This window comes from Vibrio floridensis, from assembly GCF_021852965.1.
GTDB classification, from domain to species: domain Bacteria; phylum Pseudomonadota; class Gammaproteobacteria; order Enterobacterales; family Vibrionaceae; genus Vibrio; species Vibrio floridensis.
In genome coordinates this window covers 16,640-34,988 of record NZ_JAKGCY010000003.1, presented here as the reverse complement: position 1 = coordinate 34,988, position 18,349 = coordinate 16,640, and the positions used below count along the sequence as shown (strand labels likewise).

Here is an 18,349-nt window from a genome sequence, read left to right as displayed (position 1 = left end):
AGTTTAACGTGTGAGTAACAACCAACTGAGCGAAGTGGTGGAGATGACCACCCATAGGCTTAAGCCAAAGATCAGAGGTTTTGCACCCGCACTTTTCAGCTTCTCAACAGAAATACTGCAACCAATCAAAAATAAACACACCACCAGTGCCTGTTTCGCTACCGAGAAAATACCCTGATAGACGCTCTCAAATTGAGGGAAGAGATCGCTAAAGGCGATGGCCGCGCAATACCAAAAAATGAAGTATGGAAGCACTAACTTGCGCTTACCTTCCTCACCATTTCCGCGAGCAAAGAGAATTGCACTGAGTAGGGCAACGGGAATAATCCATAATGCACGGGCAAGTTTTAATGTCGTCGCGGTGGTAAGTGCTTGCTCACCGTACGCGGATGCAGCTCCAACGACAGAGGAGGTGTCATGAATGGCGATTGCTGCCCATGTCCCAAAAGTTTGTTGATCCAATGCTAATGCATGTCCAATCACCGGAAAAATAAACAATGCAAGGGAGTTAAGAACGAAGACGGTCGCCAGTGCGAGGGCAATCTGCTGATCTTTGGCTTTGATCGCTGGCGCAACTGCCGCAATCGCACTCCCCCCACAAATCGCAGTGCCTGCTGAAATAAGGTAGGCGGTTGTGGTTTCGAGCTTAATCACTTTAGCCACTAAAAAGCCGAGTAGCAGGGTACCAGCGATGGTGACCACAATCAGGCCGATACCATCAGAGGTTACAGCAATGGCTTGTTGAAATTGGATACCAAACCCCAAACCAATAATAGAGTAAGACAAGAGCTTTTTAGTGTAAGTCGGAAGGGGCAGTTGGGATGGCACCAACCCCGTGCTTGCGAGCAGAAAACCCAAAACCAATGCTGTGGGGGAAGAGACCCAAGGACTCAGACAGAGCAGTAAAGCGAAAATAAAAGGAAGATGCTTACGATTCAAAGTGATTGCGTTTTATTAAGTGAAAGCGCGAGTATAGCTGAGTCGATGAGATCAGAAAGTCTTAATGATTTGAACAAGCGTTCAGATAAACTGAACGCTTAGCGCCAATCGCCTCGTAACTCTGCCACTTTTTGCTGCATAACTTCCGCAGAGGCGGCTTTAGGCTCAATAGGCAACCCTGCTTCAATTTCTAGTCGAGACCAGAAACGGCTAGGTAACCCTTTACAGGCTCGGCCTTTGTGGCGGCTGAAATAGCTACCCCACAAGCCTTTTAGCGCCATTGGGATAACGGGCACCGGGCTGCGACGAAGGATGATGTCAATTCCGCGCATAAATGGATTTATGTCGCCATTTTCCGTTAATCTGCCCTCAGGGAAAATACAGACAATATGCCCTTCACTCAAAGCTTGTTCAACATCGTTAAATGCACGGCGGATAGAGGTTCTGTTGCTGGCGGAGATAGGAATGACCCCGGCAGTGCGTAAGAAGCGACGCAAAACCGGCAGCCTTGCGTATTCTTCTTCCATGACAAAACGAATCAATCGAGGGCAGACGGCACTCAGCAGTAAGGCATCCATGTAACTCACGTGATTACAAACAATAAGCGCACCACCTTCTTTCGGTAAGTGGTGTAGATTCTTATGTGTCACACGATAGAGTGTGTGAGTAAGCACCCACACGAGGAAACGCACGACAAACATGGGTGCTTGCAAAAAGAGATACGCAGCCACTAAAAAGTTGAGTATCGAAAGTAGCACAAAAAATTGTGGAATCGATATGCCGATCGCGGCAAGACAGACGATGCCCAATACTGCACTGCCCACCATAAACAGTGAGTTGTAAATATTGAGGCCCGCAATCACCTGCGCACGTTCACTTTCCTTGGCACGATGTTGCATCAGGGCATACAGAGGGACGATAAACAATCCACCTGAAACGCCGATCATGAGTAAGTAGCTAAACAGTGGCCAAAATGGCTGATACTGCACAAACTGTGCGAAGGTATGAAAGCGAGGTAGCTCGCTGGGTATCGATGTGGCCATCAAGTAGCCAAATACCGTAATACCTAACGCACCAATTGGGACGATACCCACATCAATGCGGCCTTTAGACAGTTTGTTGCACGCCAGTGAACCGAGCGCGATACCAACAGAAAAGAGTGCCAACAAGAAAGAGACCGCACTTTCTGTGCCATTGAGATAAATCTTGGTGAAGTTGGGAAATTGAGTGAGGTACGCAGCACCAAGGAACCAAAACCAGCTGATCGCCATAATACATTGATATACCACACGGTCCGATTTCGCGATGGCAATTGTGTGTTTCGTTTGACGATAAGGTTGCCAGCGAAATTTTAGCTCTGGCGCGCATGCGTGCGCGACAGGAATCGCGCGGCTCGCGAGATAGCCAAATACAGCGAAGATAACGACACAAAAAGCGGCAACGTATTTTGCTTGCTCGTGTGAGGCAATAATACCCGCGCCTAATGTGCCCACTAGAATAGCAATAAAAGTCCCCGCTTCAACCAAAGCGTTACCGGGAACGAGCTCTTCTTGTTTCAGTTGCTGCGGAAGTAGCGCATATTTGACTGGACCAAAAAATGCCGACTGTGTGCCCATCAAAAACAACAGCAGCAATAAGATGGTGTAGCTTTCGGTAATAAAACCGATAGCGCCGAGCAACATAATGGCAACTTCAAACAGTTTGACCTTGCGAATAAACCAAGACTTTTCGTATTTGTCTGCCAGCACACCCGCTGACGCGGAAAAAAGGAAAAATGGCAGAATGAATAAGCCTGCGGCAAGGTTGATGAAAAGATCACTGGAGATTGACAGGGCACCAGTACCTGCAAACGCGACAAGCAGCAACAGCACATTTTTGAATATGTTGTCGTTAAAGGCACCGAAAAATTGAGTAATGAAGTACGGCAGAAACTTACGCTGTGTTAACAGCGAGCTTTGGCTATTCGCGGCCATGAAAGTTCCTTGTATTACCAGTTGGTCAGATAGTTGGTCAAAAGACTGTCTATCAACTCTTTGCCATCAATTGGCTCACTGGAGAAAAATTTGTCATCCACACTCAGTAGCGTAATACCATGTACGCCAGACCACAACACGCGGCTCGCTTGCAACACTTCGGTTGGTGTGCGAGATGGTGCAAGTTGTTGCAATAGCGCTTCTAGCATACCGGTCATGTTGTCGATGCGCTTTGCTTGCCATTCTGGTAACTCTGCACCATTCATGTTGTGCTCAAAAATTAAGCGCCAGCGGTGAGGGTGTTGCTGGGCAAAGTCATGGTAGCAATAGGCAAGGTTAAATAGTGCCTGTTTTTTGTCTTGTGATGTTTTGACCACTTGCATGGCTTCTTGGGAAAGCTCATCCAAGGTTTGCGCGACGGCGTGCAACAGCAACAAGTTGTAACTGCCAAACACATTGACTAGGGTGCTTGGAACATAACCGATCATGTTTGCCAGCTTACGCAAACTTAACTCGTGATACGAGTGATCTGCCAGAAACTCTTTAACAGTTTCAAGCGTTAATGCGATAAGTTCTTCTCTGGTGTGATCGTTTCTACGGGCCATTTTTTCGTACTACAAATTGAACAACGTTCAATATTCTAAATTTGTCAATTATATACGTCAACAAGACATCCAAATTAAGCATAGTACAGCGGCAATATTCTGATACATGTCTAACTATTGTTTCCGTTTCAATGACGAAAGGATGCTTGTATGATGCATATTAGCTGGTGTTCTTCAAAACGCTTTGTCACACGAAGGGGACTAGTAAGTAAAGTTTCAATCAGACTACAAAAGGATAAAGATGAAACGTTTATTATCGATTGTTGCCCTGCTGATGGTTTCTGTGATTGCTACTCCAATCGCCGAAGCGAAAAAAATGGGTGGTGGTAAGTCGTTTGGTAAAAGCTACAAAACGGCACCTGCACCAAAACAACAGCAGCAAAATACGAACAATATTGGTAAAGAGCAGACAGCAAAACAGAGCTCTAAGAAAGGCCTGATGGGCGGTATTCTTGGTGGCTTGTTGGCGGGTGGTTTGCTTGCTGCGTTCTTTGGGGGCGCGTTTGAAGGTATTCAGTTTATGGATATCCTCATCATCGGCTTAATTGCTTTCGTGATCTTTAAATTAATGCGTGGTTTGCTGGCTTCTAAGCAAGGCAGCATGAATCAGCATCGCCAGCAGCCGGCATTTGGCGGCCAAGCACCTAAGTTTGAGCAATCAAATGTTCATAACTTCGAGCAGTCACCAAATACGCCAACTGGTGGTTTTGGCTTTGGCGCGCAATCTGATGTACCACACAACTACCCTCCAGGTTTCGACCAAGTCGCGTTTGTGAATGGCGCGCGTGAACACTACCGTATCCTGCAAGGCGCTTGGAACCATAATCAACTGGAAACGATTGAAGAGTATGTTTCTCCAAGCTTGTGGGAAGACCTAAAAGCGGAGCGAGCGAAACTCGACGGTGAGCAGCATACGGATGTCATGTATGTGGATGCACAAATCGTTCGTGCTGATTACGACGCATCAACCGCGCACTTGAGCTTACAGTTCAGTGGTCGTTACCGCGATGCAGTTGAAGGCATTGAAGAAGATATCACCGATATCTGGCACCTTGAGCGTGATCTAACAGCGCCAAATGCGCCGTGGATGATCGTGGGTATTCAAGGCTAAACAGCGCTTTGGTCTCAGTGTCACTCCGTTCATGTTTGAGACCTTGACAATTAAACCGCCCAAACTTTGAGAGTTTGCGGCGGTTTTTTATTCGATCAAACTTTTGTTTTGTTGCCTCAGTCGCCTCGTTGAGGACAGGTTGCCAAGATTTCTTTGTGGCCGGTTTCTTTTACTTCTTCCAAAATAACGTCAAACCCCCACAAACGATATAAGTGCTTCATCACCTCGTTGTAGCTCTTATCCAGAGGAATGCGGTTATGCGGGACGTATTGCAGGGTTAAAGAGCGATCGCCACGCACATCAACTTTGTAGACTTGAATATTGGGCTCCAGGTTGGCTAGGTTGTATTGCGCTGCCAAGGTTTCCCGAATTTTTCGATAGCCCATATCATCATGAATAGCGTTCACTTCGATGAAGTTTCTTCGGTCATCATCTTGAATCGCAAACAGTTTAAAATCGCGGATGAGTTTTGGGGATAGATACTGGCTTATAAAACTCTCATCTTTAAAGTTGCGCATGGCGAAATGTACCGCATCGAGCCAATCGCTGCCTGCCAAATCAGGGAACCACTCTTTGTCTTCATCTGTCGGTTCTTCACAGATGCGCTTGATGTCACGGAACATCGCAAAACCTAACGCATAAGGGTTGATGCCGCTAAAGTAAGGGCTGTTATAGGGCGGCTGAGCAACCACACTGGTGTGGCTGTGCAGAAACTCTAAGATAAATTTGTCAGAGACCATCCCTTCATCATAAAGATGGTTGAGAATGGTGTAGTGCCAAAACGTTGCCCATCCTTCGTTCATCACTTGCGTCTGCTTTTGTGGGTAAAAGTATTGGCTAATTTTTCGCACAATACGCACGATTTCACGCTGCCAAGGTTCGAGCAGCGGCGCGTGCTTCTCAATGAAATAGAGAATGTTTTCTTGTGGCTCGCTTGGAAAATGGACAATACTTTGCTCTTCCTTGGATTTGGCCTTAGGCACCGTTCTCCAAAGCTCATTGACCTGTGATTGCAGATAGGCCTCCCGCTCCTCTTGTCGGGCCTTCTCTTCAGTGATTGAGATCTTCTCTGGGCGTTTATAACGGTCAACCCCATAGTTCATCAGTGCATGGCAGGAGTCGAGTAGCTTCTCTACCTCTGTGTCACCATATTTGGTTTCACATTCAGCAATGTACTTTTTAGCAAACAGCAAATAGTCGATAATCGAGCTGGCATCAGTCCAAGTTTGAAACAGATAATTGCCTTTAAAGAAAGAGTTGTGACCATAGCAGGCGTGAGCAATGACTAACGCTTGCATCGTCACGGTGTTTTCTTCCATTAAGTAGGCAATACAGGGGTTGGAGTTTATGACGATTTCGTATGCGAGCCCCATTTGACCATGCTTGTAATTTTGTTCGGTCTGAATGAATTTTTTACCAAAAGACCAGTGGCTATAGTTAATCGGCATACCGATACTTGAATACGCATCCATCATCTGCTCAGAGGTAATGACTTCGATCTGATTAGGATAGGTATCTAGGCGGTAATGCTCAGCAACACGTTTGATCTCGGTATGGTATTTTTCCAACAGATCAAAGGTCCAGTCTGGCCCATCTGGCAACATCTTGCTTTTTTTCTTTGTCTTGGTTGTCATACAGGCCTCCTATGCCGTTTCCTTGTGAAACAGCTCTCTGAATACCGGGAAGATGTCTTCAACGCTGCGAATGTTCTTCATCGCAAAATTATCAAAGCTCTCCTCAAGCTTTTCATATTCATGCCACAGCGTTTGGTGTGAACGTCGGGTAATTTCGATATAGGCGTAGTATTGGCAGTTAGGTAACAACTTGTTGGTTAATAGATCTTTACAGCGAGGGGAATCGTCTGCCCAATTATCCCCATCTGAGGCTTGTGCTGCATAGACATTCCATTCACCAACGGGATAGCGAGCTTTAACAATTTCATCCATCAATTTGAGAGCACTGGAAACGATGGTGCCGCCAGTTTCTTGTGAGTAGAAAAACTCGTGCTCATCGACCTCTTTTGCTTGCGTATGGTGACGTATAAACACCACTTCCACGTTTTCATACGTGCGATTAAGGAACAGATAGAGCAGCACATAAAAGCGCTTAGCGATGTCTTTGGTCGCTTGATCCATGGAGCCTGAAACGTCCATCAGACAAAACATGACGGCTTGGCTTGAAGGAACCGGTTTGCGCTCATAGTTTTTGAAACGTAAGTCAAACGTATCGATAAACGGCACGCTTTCAATCGCTTTACGTAGCTCTGCGATTTCTTGTTTAAGTTTCATTTCCTCCAGCTTTTGTGCGGGTTCTTGATTCTGGATGCGTTCCAGCTCCAGCTCTAGCTCGTGCAATAAACGCTTTTTGCCCGCAGACATTGCGGTCCGACGCGCAAGGGATTGCTGCAAAGAGCGCACAATGGAAATGTTGGAAGGCATCCCGGCGGTTTGATAGCCCGCGCGGTGTTTCTTCCACTCGGTAATTTTGTTCACCTGGTTTTTCTTTAGATTTGGCAAAGCCAAGTCCTCAAATAACAGGTCTAAGTACTCATCTTTTGAAATTTGGAAAACAAAATCGTCTTGTCCTTCGCCATCAGCACTGGCATCACCGTCTCCAGCGCCACCGCCTCCTTGGCCACCTTTGGGTCTTTCAATTTTATCGCCGGTAATGAACTGGTCATTGCCAGGATGGACACGTTCTCGTAACCCCCCTTTGCCTTGATGGAAAAGAGGCTCTTTGATGTCTTTGTGCGGAATAGCAACGTCCTCACCCGTCTCCGTATTGGTGATCGAGCGACGATTCACCGCGTCCGCTACCGACTCTTTTATCTGCTCTTTATAGCGTCTCATGAAGCGCTGTCGGTTGACAGCGCTCTTGTTCTTGCCATTGAGCCTACGGTCTATAAATTGCGCCATGAAATTCCCCTCTCATGTTCCACAGACCTAACTCACATCCGGGTTAGGACGATTTACGTACGCGCAGGTACCACTCAGAAAGCAAGCGAACTTGTTTCTCGGTGTAGCCTTTTTCCATCATACGAGCGACAAAGTCATCGTGTTTCTTCTGGTCTTCAGAAGAGGTTTTTGCGTTAAAGGAGATAACAGGAAGAAGATCTTCGGTGTTGGAGAACATTTTCTTCTCGATCACAGTGCGAAGTTTTTCATAGCTGGTCCACACAGGGTTTTGACCGTTGTTGCTGGCTTTCGCACGAAGCACAAAGTTAACGATTTCATTACGGAAATCTTTTGGATTAGAGATGCCCGCTGTTTTCTCAATTTTCTCCAACTCACCGTTTAATGCTGAGCGGTCAAACAACTGACCTGTTTCTGGATCGCGGTATTCTTGATCCTGAATCCAGAAGTCTGCGTACGTAACATAGCGATCAAAGATGTTCTGACCATATTCAGAATAAGACTCAAGATAAGCGGTTTGAATTTCTTTACCGATGAACTCGACGTAGCGAGGCACCAAGTAACCTTTCAAGAATTCCAAATAACGTTCAGCCGTTTCTTGCGGGAACTGCTCACGCTCAACTTGCTGTTCGATGACATAAAAGAGGTGGACAGGGTTAGCGGCCACTTCAGTTTGGTCGAAGTTAAACACACGAGAAAGAATCTTGAACGCAAAGCGCGTTGATAGCCCCTTCATGCCTTCGTCCACGCCCGCATAATCGCGGTATTCTTGATAGCTCTTGGCTTTTGGATCGGTATCTTTCAACGTTTCGCCATCGTATACCCGCATTTTAGAGAAAATGGACGAATTTTCTGGCTCTTTGAGGCGGGAAAGAATACTGAACTGAGCCAACAGTTCTAGCGTACTGGGTGAACATGGCGCTTTGGAAAGCTCAGAGTGCTCTAGCAATTTCTGGTAAATTTTCACTTCTTCAGAAACGCGTAAGCAGTAAGGGACTTTGACGATATAGACGCGATCCAAAAACGCTTCGTTGTTTTTGTTGTTACGGAAAGTCTGCCACTCGGATTCATTGGAGTGAGCCAATATCATGCCTTCAAATGGAATCGCAGAGAGTCCCTCAGTACCATTAAAGTTGCCTTCTTGAGTCGCCGTCAAGAGAGGGTGGAGCACCTTGATGGGTGCTTTAAACATCTCTACAAACTCCATCAAACCTTGGTTTGCTTTACATAACGCACCAGAGTAGCTGTAGGCATCGGGATCGTCTTGCGAATAATGTTCCAGTTTGCGGATGTCGACTTTGCCGACCAGTGATGAGATGTCTTGGTTGTTGTCATCACCTGGTTCGGTTTTTGCGATACCCACTTGATCGAGTATGGAAGGGCGAACTTTCACGACTTTAAACTGACTGATATCCCCACCAAACTCATGCAGACGTTTAGCTGCCCAAGGTGACATGATGGAGCGTAAATAACGTTTTTCGATGCCATATTCTTTTTGCAATATTTCGCCATCTTCATTGACGTCAAATAAGCAGAAAGGGTGGTCGTTTACAGGGCTGCGTTTCCCGTTGGCGGTGAGCACGTAAATCGGCATTTGTTGCATTAGTGCTTTGAGCTTTTCTGCCAGCGACGATTTACCACCGCCCACAGGGCCCAGTAGGTAAAGAATCTGCTTGCGTTCTTCCAGCCCTTGAGCGGCGTGTTTTAGGTAGGAGACGATCTGTTCAATCGCTTCTTCCATTCCATAGAAATCTTTAAAGGTTTTATAGCGTGAAATCACACGGTTAGAGAAAATACGGCTTAATCGTGGATGCATCGACGTATCGACTAACTCAGGTTCTCCGATGGCCATAAGAAGTCGTTCAGCGGCATTCGCATAGGCACTTTTGTCATCTTTACATAGTGCAAGAAAGTCCTGTATCGACATCTCTTCATCTTTTGCTGCTTCATAGCGCGCTTGATAGTGGTCAAAAATACTCATGTCACATTCCCCTTCTTATTCGGTCTGCTGACGAACGTTGGCAAATATCGTCCCTTCTCATTGATAAGCCTAGACGGGGATTTTCAATTTTGCCCAATAAATTATGCATTTATTTAAGATAGGCGAGAGTTTGTTGCTTGCAGATTTGGCAGGTTTTTTTCCCAGTTAAAGAGCTCGAACCAAGGTGAGACAAGGGAAGCTAGATGATTGAAAGAATGGGAATTGTTAAATTAATGTTGAAGTTTTTTGTCGTGTAGATTGGGATTTTTTTGTCTTGCACGAACAAAAAAGGCTGACACTGGTCAACCTTTTATTTGAAATCTTGTCTGTTCGTCTGCGAAACGCTACGTTCTAAAACTAGGCATTAAAAATTTGGCGCAGTTCTGTCGCACATAAGTGGTATTGACGAGGGCACTTGCGCCAAGTCGCCAACATACGGCGGTATTTTTCCAGCATCGGCATTTGGCTGTTGAAGTGGTGGTCACCTTTATCGAATTGAGGGTAGAGACCTTCAGATTCGGTTAAGAATCGAACGTAGTGAACCAATTGTGCTTCAGAGGCAATATCAAAACCAAGGAACTGAAGGCGACGCTGATCAACCTGGGTAGATTCATCCGCATCGAGCATGCGGAAAGACTCTTGCATTGCATGGTACATTTCCATCACATCGATAATTTCTTTGCAGAGTGCTTCAGTGATGCAGCCGTAATCTTTGTTCAACTCACGCATTTGCAGCTCATAGCCACGCTCAACGATGGTCTGAAAACGTTGATATTTTTCGGCATTTTCAGGGTCGAGCTGAGACATCAACTTGTACTGGTTGGATAGGATCAATCGTTGTGCATTCGACATTTCCATGGTGACCTCACTATATATTCTCTAATTGTGTTGTTGACGTTAGGTTAGCGGAACATCACACGATGAAACATGATCTCAACACAGTTTTAATGGGAAAAATGGAAAATTTGTTTGTTGATCTGAGCACTATTTTCGGTAGTGGTTGTAAATGTAATCACGGTCTGAAAAGACACGTAGCCACTCTGGTTTAAAGACGCAGAGCGCAGCCAAAGACATCCCATTGAGTAGCGCTTCAGGAAAGGCGAGCAGAGGCATAAAAATGAAATAGTTGTGCCATATGGTTTGCCAGTCGTAATGGCCAACATAGAGATGATAAAGGGCATTAATGAGAAGGTGAACGCTGCCAGTCAGTCCTGCGTTGAAAAAACCAGCAATGAAAATAAACACAAAGATGTTTCTCGGCAAATAGTGATAGCTGAGTACGAAAACCGCGTAAGAAAACAGAATCGGGGCGAGGGAAGAGAGGAGAATCGTACTTGGCAACTGCTGAATCGTTAGATCACCAAACGCGGTGAGTAACGCGTAGACTGGAAGTGTGAGCAAAAATGCCATTCTCCAGCCAAACATCATGGTGAGCGTGGTCAGTGCCAGAAAATGGATGTATAGCCCTTCTTTGACTCCTGCTTGAGCATTCCAAAGCAAAAATAGCAGCAACATCACCGCAAATGTCATGTGTTGGAAAGGCTTGTCTGCCACTAGCTTCGGGAGAAAGGTTTTGAGGAAGTCATCTTTGCAACCAAACCCAATCACCAGCAAAATAACGCCTAAGCAAAGAAAGGCAAATACATCCATGTCATTCATACCTGTAGATAAAACAATACCCACGTAAAGTGGGTATTGAATAACGAATACGATGCTTAGTATTTCACATTGCTATGGTATTGCGAAAGGATAGAAACAATATTATCCATCGTCTCTTTTGGTGGTGGATTCACCCCTTCCAGTGGATACTCTAGACCCAACGCTTCCCATTTGTGAGCGCCAAGCTTGTGGTAAGGAAGCAGTTCGACCTTCTCGATGTTGTCCATGTCTTTGATGAACTCACCAAGCATATGAGCCGCTTCAGGATCATCGGTATACCCAGGAACGACCACGTAACGAATCCAGGTTGTTTGCCCAATTTTATGCAAGTAGCGAGCAAAATCGAGAGTACGACGGTTGGAAACACCGATGAAATCATGATGAATTTCATCTTTCATGTGCTTGATATCGAGCATCACCAAATCGGTTGCTTCTAATACTTCGTCAACAACGTCAGTGTGCTTTCGGATATAACCATTGGTGTCTAGGCAGGTATGAATGCCTTCTGCTTTTGCTGCACGGAACAGATCACGCACAAATTCAGGTTGCAGCATCGCTTCGCCACCGGAGCACGTGATACCACCACCAGAGGCGTTCATAAAATGACGATAAGATTTCGCTTCCTTGATGATCTCTTCGACGGTGACCTCTTTACCGTCGTGCGTGTCCCATGTATCGCGATTGTGGCAATACATACAACGCATTAGACAGCCCTGCATAAAAACAATAAAACGAATACCTGGTCCGTCAACCGTTCCGCAGGATTCAAAAGAGTGAATACGACCCGTTGTTGTCATGTCTAGCTCTCAATTCTTATCAAATTTCGGCTGTTATTTTATTACAAAAACTGGGGTTAAAACAGTATGCAAAACACTGGAATGAGTCTCTAAGCGAGAAAACTGACTCCGCATGATGAGAAAAACCTAATAGCAGGCTAATGACATTTGTGTTGATTGTGATTATTGTTATAAATGTAAACATAACGTTAATTATTACAATAAGAAAATGTGCTGTAGGGAATTAGACCATGGATATGCTTGCGCTTTCTCAGAAACGTAAAATTCAGCTGTTTTTGAGTATTTTGACTTTGGGTTTTGTTGCACTTGCCGCTTACACCTCGAACCAACTCACCTCATTGACTGAACAGTATTCGCAAAGTAGTCGAGTATCGACTGGAGCAGGGCAGATCGCTCAAACCCAAGTCGAGCTGTTGCAGTTAACGGGAAAACTAGGCCAACTGACCGCTGCTAATGTGAATGCCGTTAAAGCGGACGTTACGCATTTAGAGCAAAACGTTCGTCAAGCGGGTGAAACTCTCGTTCAGTTTGACCTCACTACACAAGCCGACAGCATGCAGCAAGCGGTTGACGCGCTTGCAAAATCGTTGGCTCCGTGGCTCAGCGTTAAATCAGAACTTGGTTTTAATGTTGATGAAGGCAAATTAGGTCAGTTAAAAGATCTGGCGAAGGTCATTGAACAAAAGATCGAAGAAACGGGCATGGTGACGATTAACTCCGATTTTCAAGCCATGATCAAAACCCAGCAAAACTACTTGTTGCTGCCAAATGAACAGAACATGAAACTGTTTAATCGTGCGATGACGATGTTTGTTAACGTCTCAAACAGCTATGGCATGTTGGATATTTATGAGAAAGAGATCGAACAGTTTAAACAAACGTTTGTTCGAGTCAGTGAGCTCTCTCAGCAATTGGGCGCGCTTGAACAGCAGTTGAAAAACAACCAACGTGAAGCGATCAACTTAATTCAGCAAGCTTCAGAGCAGTTGAATGCAGTCGCGGATGATCAGCAACAGCGAGCCGCATCTTCAGCGGGTAAAACACAGTGGTCAGTATTGATTGCATTAGCGGCACTGGCCGTGTTCACTATTGTGATTTTTTTGAGCATCAGTGTGTCGTTGACCCGCTCGCTTGACCGTATCAGCCAAGTGATTAAAGCGATTTCTAATGGTGACTTGTCTTGCCGTTTGACACTAAGCGACAACGCCAATGATGAGTTCAATCAGTTGTCTCAGTCGGTCAATGAAAGCTGTGAAAATCTTGGTAAGCTTGTTTCTGAAGTACAAGAAAGCAGTCATTCACTGGCTGGGCATGCAGGAGAACTGCGAGTCGGGCTTGACAAATTCGCTCATCACCAAGGCGAGATCCTTGGCCAAACCCAATTGCTTGCCTCGGCAACTGAAGAGGTGAGTGTAACAACGCAAGAGGTGTCTAATTCACTGGAATTCGTGACCCAAATTAGTCGCGCATCAAACCAAGCAGCAGAAGATGGCGGCAAAATCATTTCAGAAGCGATCGGCTCACTTGAGCAGGTCGCACAAATTCTCAACTCGGCGGCTGGGCACATCAGTCAATTAGAAGAAGCGTCCTCAAAAATTGACTCGGTGATGGACATTATCAACGGCATCGCCGAACAGACCAACCTACTGGCACTCAACGCAGCCATAGAAGCGGCCCGCGCTGGGGAGCAAGGACGTGGTTTTGCTGTTGTGGCCGATGAAGTTCGTAGCCTCGCGGTCCGCACTGTCGATGCGGTGAGTGAAATCACTGGCACCATTCAAACCATGAAAAATGAAAGTGCCGAGGTGATTCAATACATCAGTAGCTCGGGTCAAACGATTGAAAAAGGGCAACAAAAAGGGCATGAAGCGATGGATGCGCTCAAACACATTACTGCCAAAGCGGATGAAGCTAACCATCAAACAGAGATTATTCTCTCATCGATCAAAGAACTGGCCACCACCAGTCAATCCATGGCTGATAGCATGACGCAAATCTCTCAAGCGATGCGAGAACTGGAAAGTAACAATGGTGAGTTACGAGACGTCAGCCAGCTTGTTGATGACAGTTCTCGTCAGTTGAGTAACGAATGTCAAAAATTCACGATTTGATCTGATTTTGAAAAGCAAAAGCGGGATAACTCAATGATCCCGCTTTTTTCACTAGAACTTTTGGCGTTGAAAAGCCTGCCGTTAGAAAAAGGCGTACAGAGAAAGTGCGCCATTACCGTAGATTCGTTCTGGTGCTTCTTTGTATTCAGGGGTTTTAGCCGACAGCGCGAAGCTCATGCCAATACGACGATTATACAGCGCCACACCCGCGACAGCGGTACTTTGCCAGTTCTGTAGGGTCACATCATATAAGTCAGATGGCTCTGGTAATCCGGAGCGCTCACCTTCCAATGTGATGTCATTAAAGCGATAACGGTTTGAAAGCCCACTGTAAACAAACCATCCGTATGAGGAATTTCCCATCATGCTTGCGTGAAAAGGATTTTCGGTTGAAATACTCGCTGCGCCAAGTGTATTGGCCAAATCTGAACCGTAGCGAAACATCACACCAGATGCGACATCACTGCGGAAATTGCCTGCATTGGCTTCAAAAATATGGCTCATTTCCCAATTTGACTCAGTGAGATTTGCGGAACGTATCAGCAGGTCATGGCGTTGGTAACCAATACTACCAGCAACATAGTCATCCACTTGATATTCCCAACCATTGGGATCCGTCGAGCCAGTAATGCTGTGCACCAGCTTTTGTGCTTTTTCGGATAGCGCATTTTCGCCCGTGGTACCTAGCGTTAGGTTATAACGCACAGCTTGCTGTGGGTGGAGAGAAAGGTAGTTGAGCTCGGCGTGAAAGTAGCCCGCATAAGGACGATCATTCAAAACGGGAGTCGTCTGGGAAATATCAGCAGGCGTCCACATTTTGTGGCCTATTGAAAATTCCCATTTATCAACAGAACCGCCCAGTTTATCCGCCAAACTTAGACGACGGATTTGGTGCTCTGAACTTAAAGCGGGTGACGCATAAGCGAAGAAAATACCATTGGTGTAGTCTTGGTCTACGCCAAAAATTCCATCGTTGTCCAAGCTAAAGGCTGTGGTTGACTTTATCGAAGCAAAGGCACAATGAGTTGAGAGTGCCAATAAGCAGAAGATCTTAGGGTGTATCATGCTAAATTCATTTGGGCGATCACGTTACAGTTAACGATAGAAAGCGTAACAGAGTAAGGCTAATGCATCTTAGTTGAAAGATTATTTTTTAAAGAAGTGTGGGCCCACTAAAAGTACTTCCTTTAAAACAGTAGACAAAAAGCGTCTCGAGGACGCTTTTTGAACTAGACGACTAAGCCATTTTTTGTACCGTGACGCCTTGCTCTTTGTCACTGACTTCGGCGGTAGGCTCGCACTTGTCGACAAACCAACCCATGTAGGAGGTGAAAATCGTCACTGCGATACAAACAAAGCTCAACCACATAAACGGTGCATACGACAGGGTAGCGACACCAAGAATACTCGCCATGTAAATGCCGTTATCACTCCAAGGCACCATACCGGATGTTAGCGTGCCGCCAAACTCGGCATTTCGTGATAGATTCTTACGTTTGTAACCTAGGCGGTCGTAGTTTTTCGCACAAATCTTTGGTGTCAGAATCAGTGAAACGTACATCGCTGAACCGAACACGTTACCCATAAACGCTGTACCAATCGTGCTGGTTGCGAGAGAGCCCGCATTTTGCACGCGACGTTCAAACAGTTTCGCGATGGTTTCTAGCACGCCAACTTTATCCAGTAGACCACCAAAACCAAGACCAAACACGATCACGGCCACCGAGCCCAACATGGAGGACATACCACCACGGTTTAGGATGGAATCAATGAAATCAACGCCTGAAGAAATCGCAAACGGTGCCCAAGCAGTATTGAACGCGGTTAGGAAATCCACATCTTGGATCATCACGGCCCAAATAATACCCAGTAGAGAACCAAAGCTGATGACTGGGAATGAAGGCATGCGCATGGCAAGCAGTGCCAATACGATAATGACAGGAACAAACGAGTAAGGCGTGATGTAGAACTGCTGATCCATCGCTTTAATCACCGATTCCACTTGGCTCATGTCAACATTACCTGCGTAATGGAAGCCAAATGCTGTGAACATAATGCCGGTAATGATGTAGCTGATCAGAGCGATAGGCAGCATGCCTTTAATGTGCTCCATAACCTCAACGTTCGACATTGAAGAAGCAAGGATCACAGAATCTGAAAGCGGAGACATTTTGTCACCGAAGTAACAGCCTGATAGTACCGCACCTGCTGTGATCGGTGCTGGTACGCCAAGGCCTTGGCCAATCCCCATCATTGCGATACCTGCGGTACCTGCTGCGCCCCAAGAGGTGCCTGTTGCAAGTGCTGTTAGGGAGCAAATGATCATAGTGGCTAAAAGGAAGATAGAAGGATGTATTGCCTTCAGACCATAGTAAATAATAGTGGGTACGATACCGCCGGAGATCCAGGTACCAACCAATGCGCCAACGGCTAATAGAATAAGAACAGCGCCTAAACCATTCGAAATTCCGTTTAATGCCGCTTTTTCCAGGTCTTTATACTGATGACCTAGACGTAAGCCCAACACCATAATAATGAACCAGCCGATATAAAGTGCTAGCTGAATAGGTAGATCTAATTTCGCGGTAAACGAAAAAGCCAAAAGTAAAAACAATCCCAGTGAAATGAGCACTTGGGGAAGACTTGGTAAGCGAGTAATTTCCTGCTTCATATATTCCTCTGATAAATGTCGGAGCGTTAGAGGGATTACGCCCCCGTATGTTTAGGATGCTTACATTACATTAACGTAGTGGATAATTCGATTTATTTAGTCGTTTGTTTTGATTTGGATCGGTGTAATACGTATTTTGTGAAATAATAAACTACTAAAGTTTAAAATAATTAGTTTTAAGTGTTGTGTAATGTGAAATAAATGTGCTTCATATGTGAACGTGGCGGCCGGGTAGGAAATCCTGCTCGGTCAGAGCTCTTACCAAAGCTAAATCATGAAGTTTTGCGACCTTAACAAATCAAAACGAAAAAGTTGGACGTTTTCGTCAATTAGTGCTTGAGATTTTGCCTAGAAAATAGAACTATTAATGCAAATTTATTTTGTTATTTGAATACACGGAGAGTTAATGTGATGAGAGTGGGTTTAGTTGGTTGGCGTGGCATGGTTGGCTCGGTGCTGATGCAGCGCATGGTTGAAGAAAAAGACTTTGATCTGATTGAACCAGTCTTTTTCAGTACCTCTCAAATTGGTATTCCAGCGCCAAATTTTGGTAAAGATGCTGGTTTACTACAAGATGCATTCAATATTGATGCGTTGAAACAGCTCGACGCAGTCATCACTTGTCAAGGTGGTGGTTATACAGAAAAGGTATACCCAGCACTGCGTGAAGCGGGTTGGAAAGGCTACTGGATTGATGCAGCTTCTACACTGCGTATGGCTCCAGATTCGATTATCACTCTTGATCCTGTGAACTTAGCTCAGATTCAACAAGGCATCCATAGTGGCACAAACACCTTTGTTGGTGGTAACTGTACCGTTTCGCTAATGCTGATGGCGTTAGGTGGACTATACAAACAAGGTATGGTTGAGTGGATGAGTGCAATGACTTACCAAGCCGCTTCTGGTGCAGGCGCGCAGAATATGCGTGAACTGATTTCTCAAATGGGCGTGATCAATGATGCCGTAAGCTCAGAATTGGCCAACCCATCAAGCTCTATTCTTGATATCGATCGTAAGGTTGCGGAAACGATGCGCAGCAGCTCGTTCCCAGTTGACAACTTTGGCGCGCCTCTGGCTGGCTCATTGATTCCATGGATCGACGTGAAACGCGAAAACGGTCAAAGTAAAGAAGAATGGAAAGGTGGCGTAGAAGCGAACAAGATCCTTGGTTTACAAAATTCTCCAATTCCTATCGATGGAACTTGTGTTCGTATCGGTGCAATGCGTTGTCATTCACAAGCGCTGACTATCAAGCTTAAGCAAAATGTCCCTCTTGATGAAATTGAAGAGATCATTGCGAGCGACAACGAGTGGGTTAAAGTGATTCCAAACGAGCGTGACATTACCGCGCAAGAGCTAACGCCAGCTAAAGTGACAGGAACGCTTTCAATTCCTGTTGGCCGTTTACGCAAAATGTCGATGGGTGATGATTTCCTTAACGCATTTACCGTGGGTGACCAACTTCTTTGGGGCGCGGCAGAACCTTTGCGTCGTACGCTAAGAATCATCCTTGCTGAGAAGCAATAACTCAAATATGAGACATCATTCTAAAAAGCGCCTAAAAGGCGCTTTTTTATTTTTTCAATGACA

Annotated in this window: 14 protein-coding genes; 3 read left to right on the top strand and 11 right to left on the bottom strand. The window is 45.5% G+C overall.

Going from position 1 to position 18,349, the window contains the following annotated elements; translation table 11 throughout:
• Positions 1 to 3: 3 nt before the first annotated feature.
• From LZU85_RS06485 to LZU85_RS06475, 3 genes are all read right to left on the bottom strand, one after another.
• Complete coding sequence (locus LZU85_RS06485; protein ID WP_237286722.1) at positions 4 to 939, bottom strand: YeiH family protein; 936 nt, start codon at positions 937 to 939, stop codon at positions 4 to 6.
• A gap of 98 nt (positions 940 to 1,037) precedes the next feature.
• Entirely contained in the window at positions 1,038 to 2,912 is a 1,875-nt protein-coding gene (locus LZU85_RS06480) for an MFS transporter (protein ID WP_237286721.1), read from the bottom strand.
• Between the two features lie 14 nt (positions 2,913 to 2,926).
• Positions 2,927 to 3,517, bottom strand: a complete 591-nt coding sequence (locus LZU85_RS06475) for a TetR/AcrR family transcriptional regulator (RefSeq protein ID WP_011080957.1) — start codon at positions 3,515 to 3,517, stop codon at positions 2,927 to 2,929.
• Positions 3,518 to 3,758: 241 nt separating this feature from the next.
• Between LZU85_RS06475 and LZU85_RS06470 the strand changes: the two genes are divergently transcribed.
• Positions 3,759 to 4,628, top strand: a complete 870-nt coding sequence (locus LZU85_RS06470; protein ID WP_176297507.1) for a Tim44 domain-containing protein — start codon at positions 3,759 to 3,761, stop codon at positions 4,626 to 4,628.
• 116 nt (positions 4,629 to 4,744) lie between these two features.
• Here LZU85_RS06470 and LZU85_RS06465 read toward each other — a convergent pair whose 3' ends face one another.
• The 6 genes from LZU85_RS06465 to pflA all read right to left on the bottom strand — a co-directional run bounded on the left by LZU85_RS06465 (position 4,745) and on the right by pflA (position 11,977).
• On the bottom strand, positions 4,745 to 6,262 hold the full coding sequence (locus LZU85_RS06465; RefSeq protein ID WP_176297508.1) for a SpoVR family protein: 1,518 nt from the start codon (positions 6,260 to 6,262) through the stop codon (positions 4,745 to 4,747).
• Positions 6,263 to 6,271: 9 nt separating this feature from the next.
• The gene (locus tag LZU85_RS06460; RefSeq protein ID WP_237286720.1) at positions 6,272 to 7,543 is read right to left on the bottom strand and encodes a YeaH/YhbH family protein; all 1,272 of its coding nucleotides are present in this window, start codon (positions 7,541 to 7,543) and stop codon (positions 6,272 to 6,274) included.
• Between the two features lie 43 nt (positions 7,544 to 7,586).
• Positions 7,587 to 9,521 (bottom strand): PrkA family serine protein kinase, encoded by a 1,935-nt coding sequence (locus LZU85_RS06455; protein ID WP_080536463.1) that lies wholly within the window; start codon positions 9,519 to 9,521, stop codon positions 7,587 to 7,589.
• 357 nt (positions 9,522 to 9,878) lie between these two features.
• Positions 9,879 to 10,379 (bottom strand): YfbU family protein, encoded by a 501-nt coding sequence (locus LZU85_RS06450; RefSeq protein ID WP_011079979.1) that lies wholly within the window; start codon positions 10,377 to 10,379, stop codon positions 9,879 to 9,881.
• A gap of 126 nt (positions 10,380 to 10,505) precedes the next feature.
• Positions 10,506 to 11,171, bottom strand: coding sequence for an energy-coupling factor ABC transporter permease (locus LZU85_RS06445; protein WP_237286719.1), 666 nt, complete (start codon positions 11,169 to 11,171; stop codon positions 10,506 to 10,508).
• A gap of 65 nt (positions 11,172 to 11,236) precedes the next feature.
• Positions 11,237 to 11,977, bottom strand: a complete 741-nt coding sequence (pflA, locus tag LZU85_RS06440; protein WP_176297512.1) for a pyruvate formate lyase 1-activating protein — start codon at positions 11,975 to 11,977, stop codon at positions 11,237 to 11,239.
• Between the two features lie 230 nt (positions 11,978 to 12,207).
• On the opposite strand from pflA, the gene LZU85_RS06435 reads away from it, so the two are divergent.
• Positions 12,208 to 14,088, top strand: coding sequence for a methyl-accepting chemotaxis protein (locus LZU85_RS06435; protein WP_176297513.1), 1,881 nt, complete (start codon positions 12,208 to 12,210; stop codon positions 14,086 to 14,088).
• A gap of 81 nt (positions 14,089 to 14,169) precedes the next feature.
• Here the strand turns inward: LZU85_RS06435 and LZU85_RS06430 are convergent, their stop codons facing one another.
• Both LZU85_RS06430 and nhaC read right to left on the bottom strand, forming a co-directional pair.
• Positions 14,170 to 15,153: a lipid A deacylase LpxR family protein gene (locus LZU85_RS06430; RefSeq protein WP_176297514.1), complete on the bottom strand. Its 984-nt coding sequence runs from the start codon at positions 15,151 to 15,153 to the stop codon at positions 14,170 to 14,172.
• 172 nt (positions 15,154 to 15,325) lie between these two features.
• Positions 15,326 to 16,759, bottom strand: a complete 1,434-nt coding sequence (gene nhaC / locus LZU85_RS06425; protein ID WP_176297515.1) for a Na+/H+ antiporter NhaC — start codon at positions 16,757 to 16,759, stop codon at positions 15,326 to 15,328.
• A 411-nt stretch (positions 16,760 to 17,170) separates the two neighbouring features.
• On the opposite strand from nhaC, the gene asd reads away from it, so the two are divergent.
• Positions 17,171 to 18,286: an aspartate-semialdehyde dehydrogenase gene (gene asd / locus LZU85_RS06420; protein ID WP_026050792.1), complete on the top strand. Its 1,116-nt coding sequence runs from the start codon at positions 17,171 to 17,173 to the stop codon at positions 18,284 to 18,286.
• Positions 18,287 to 18,349 lie beyond the last annotated feature (63 nt).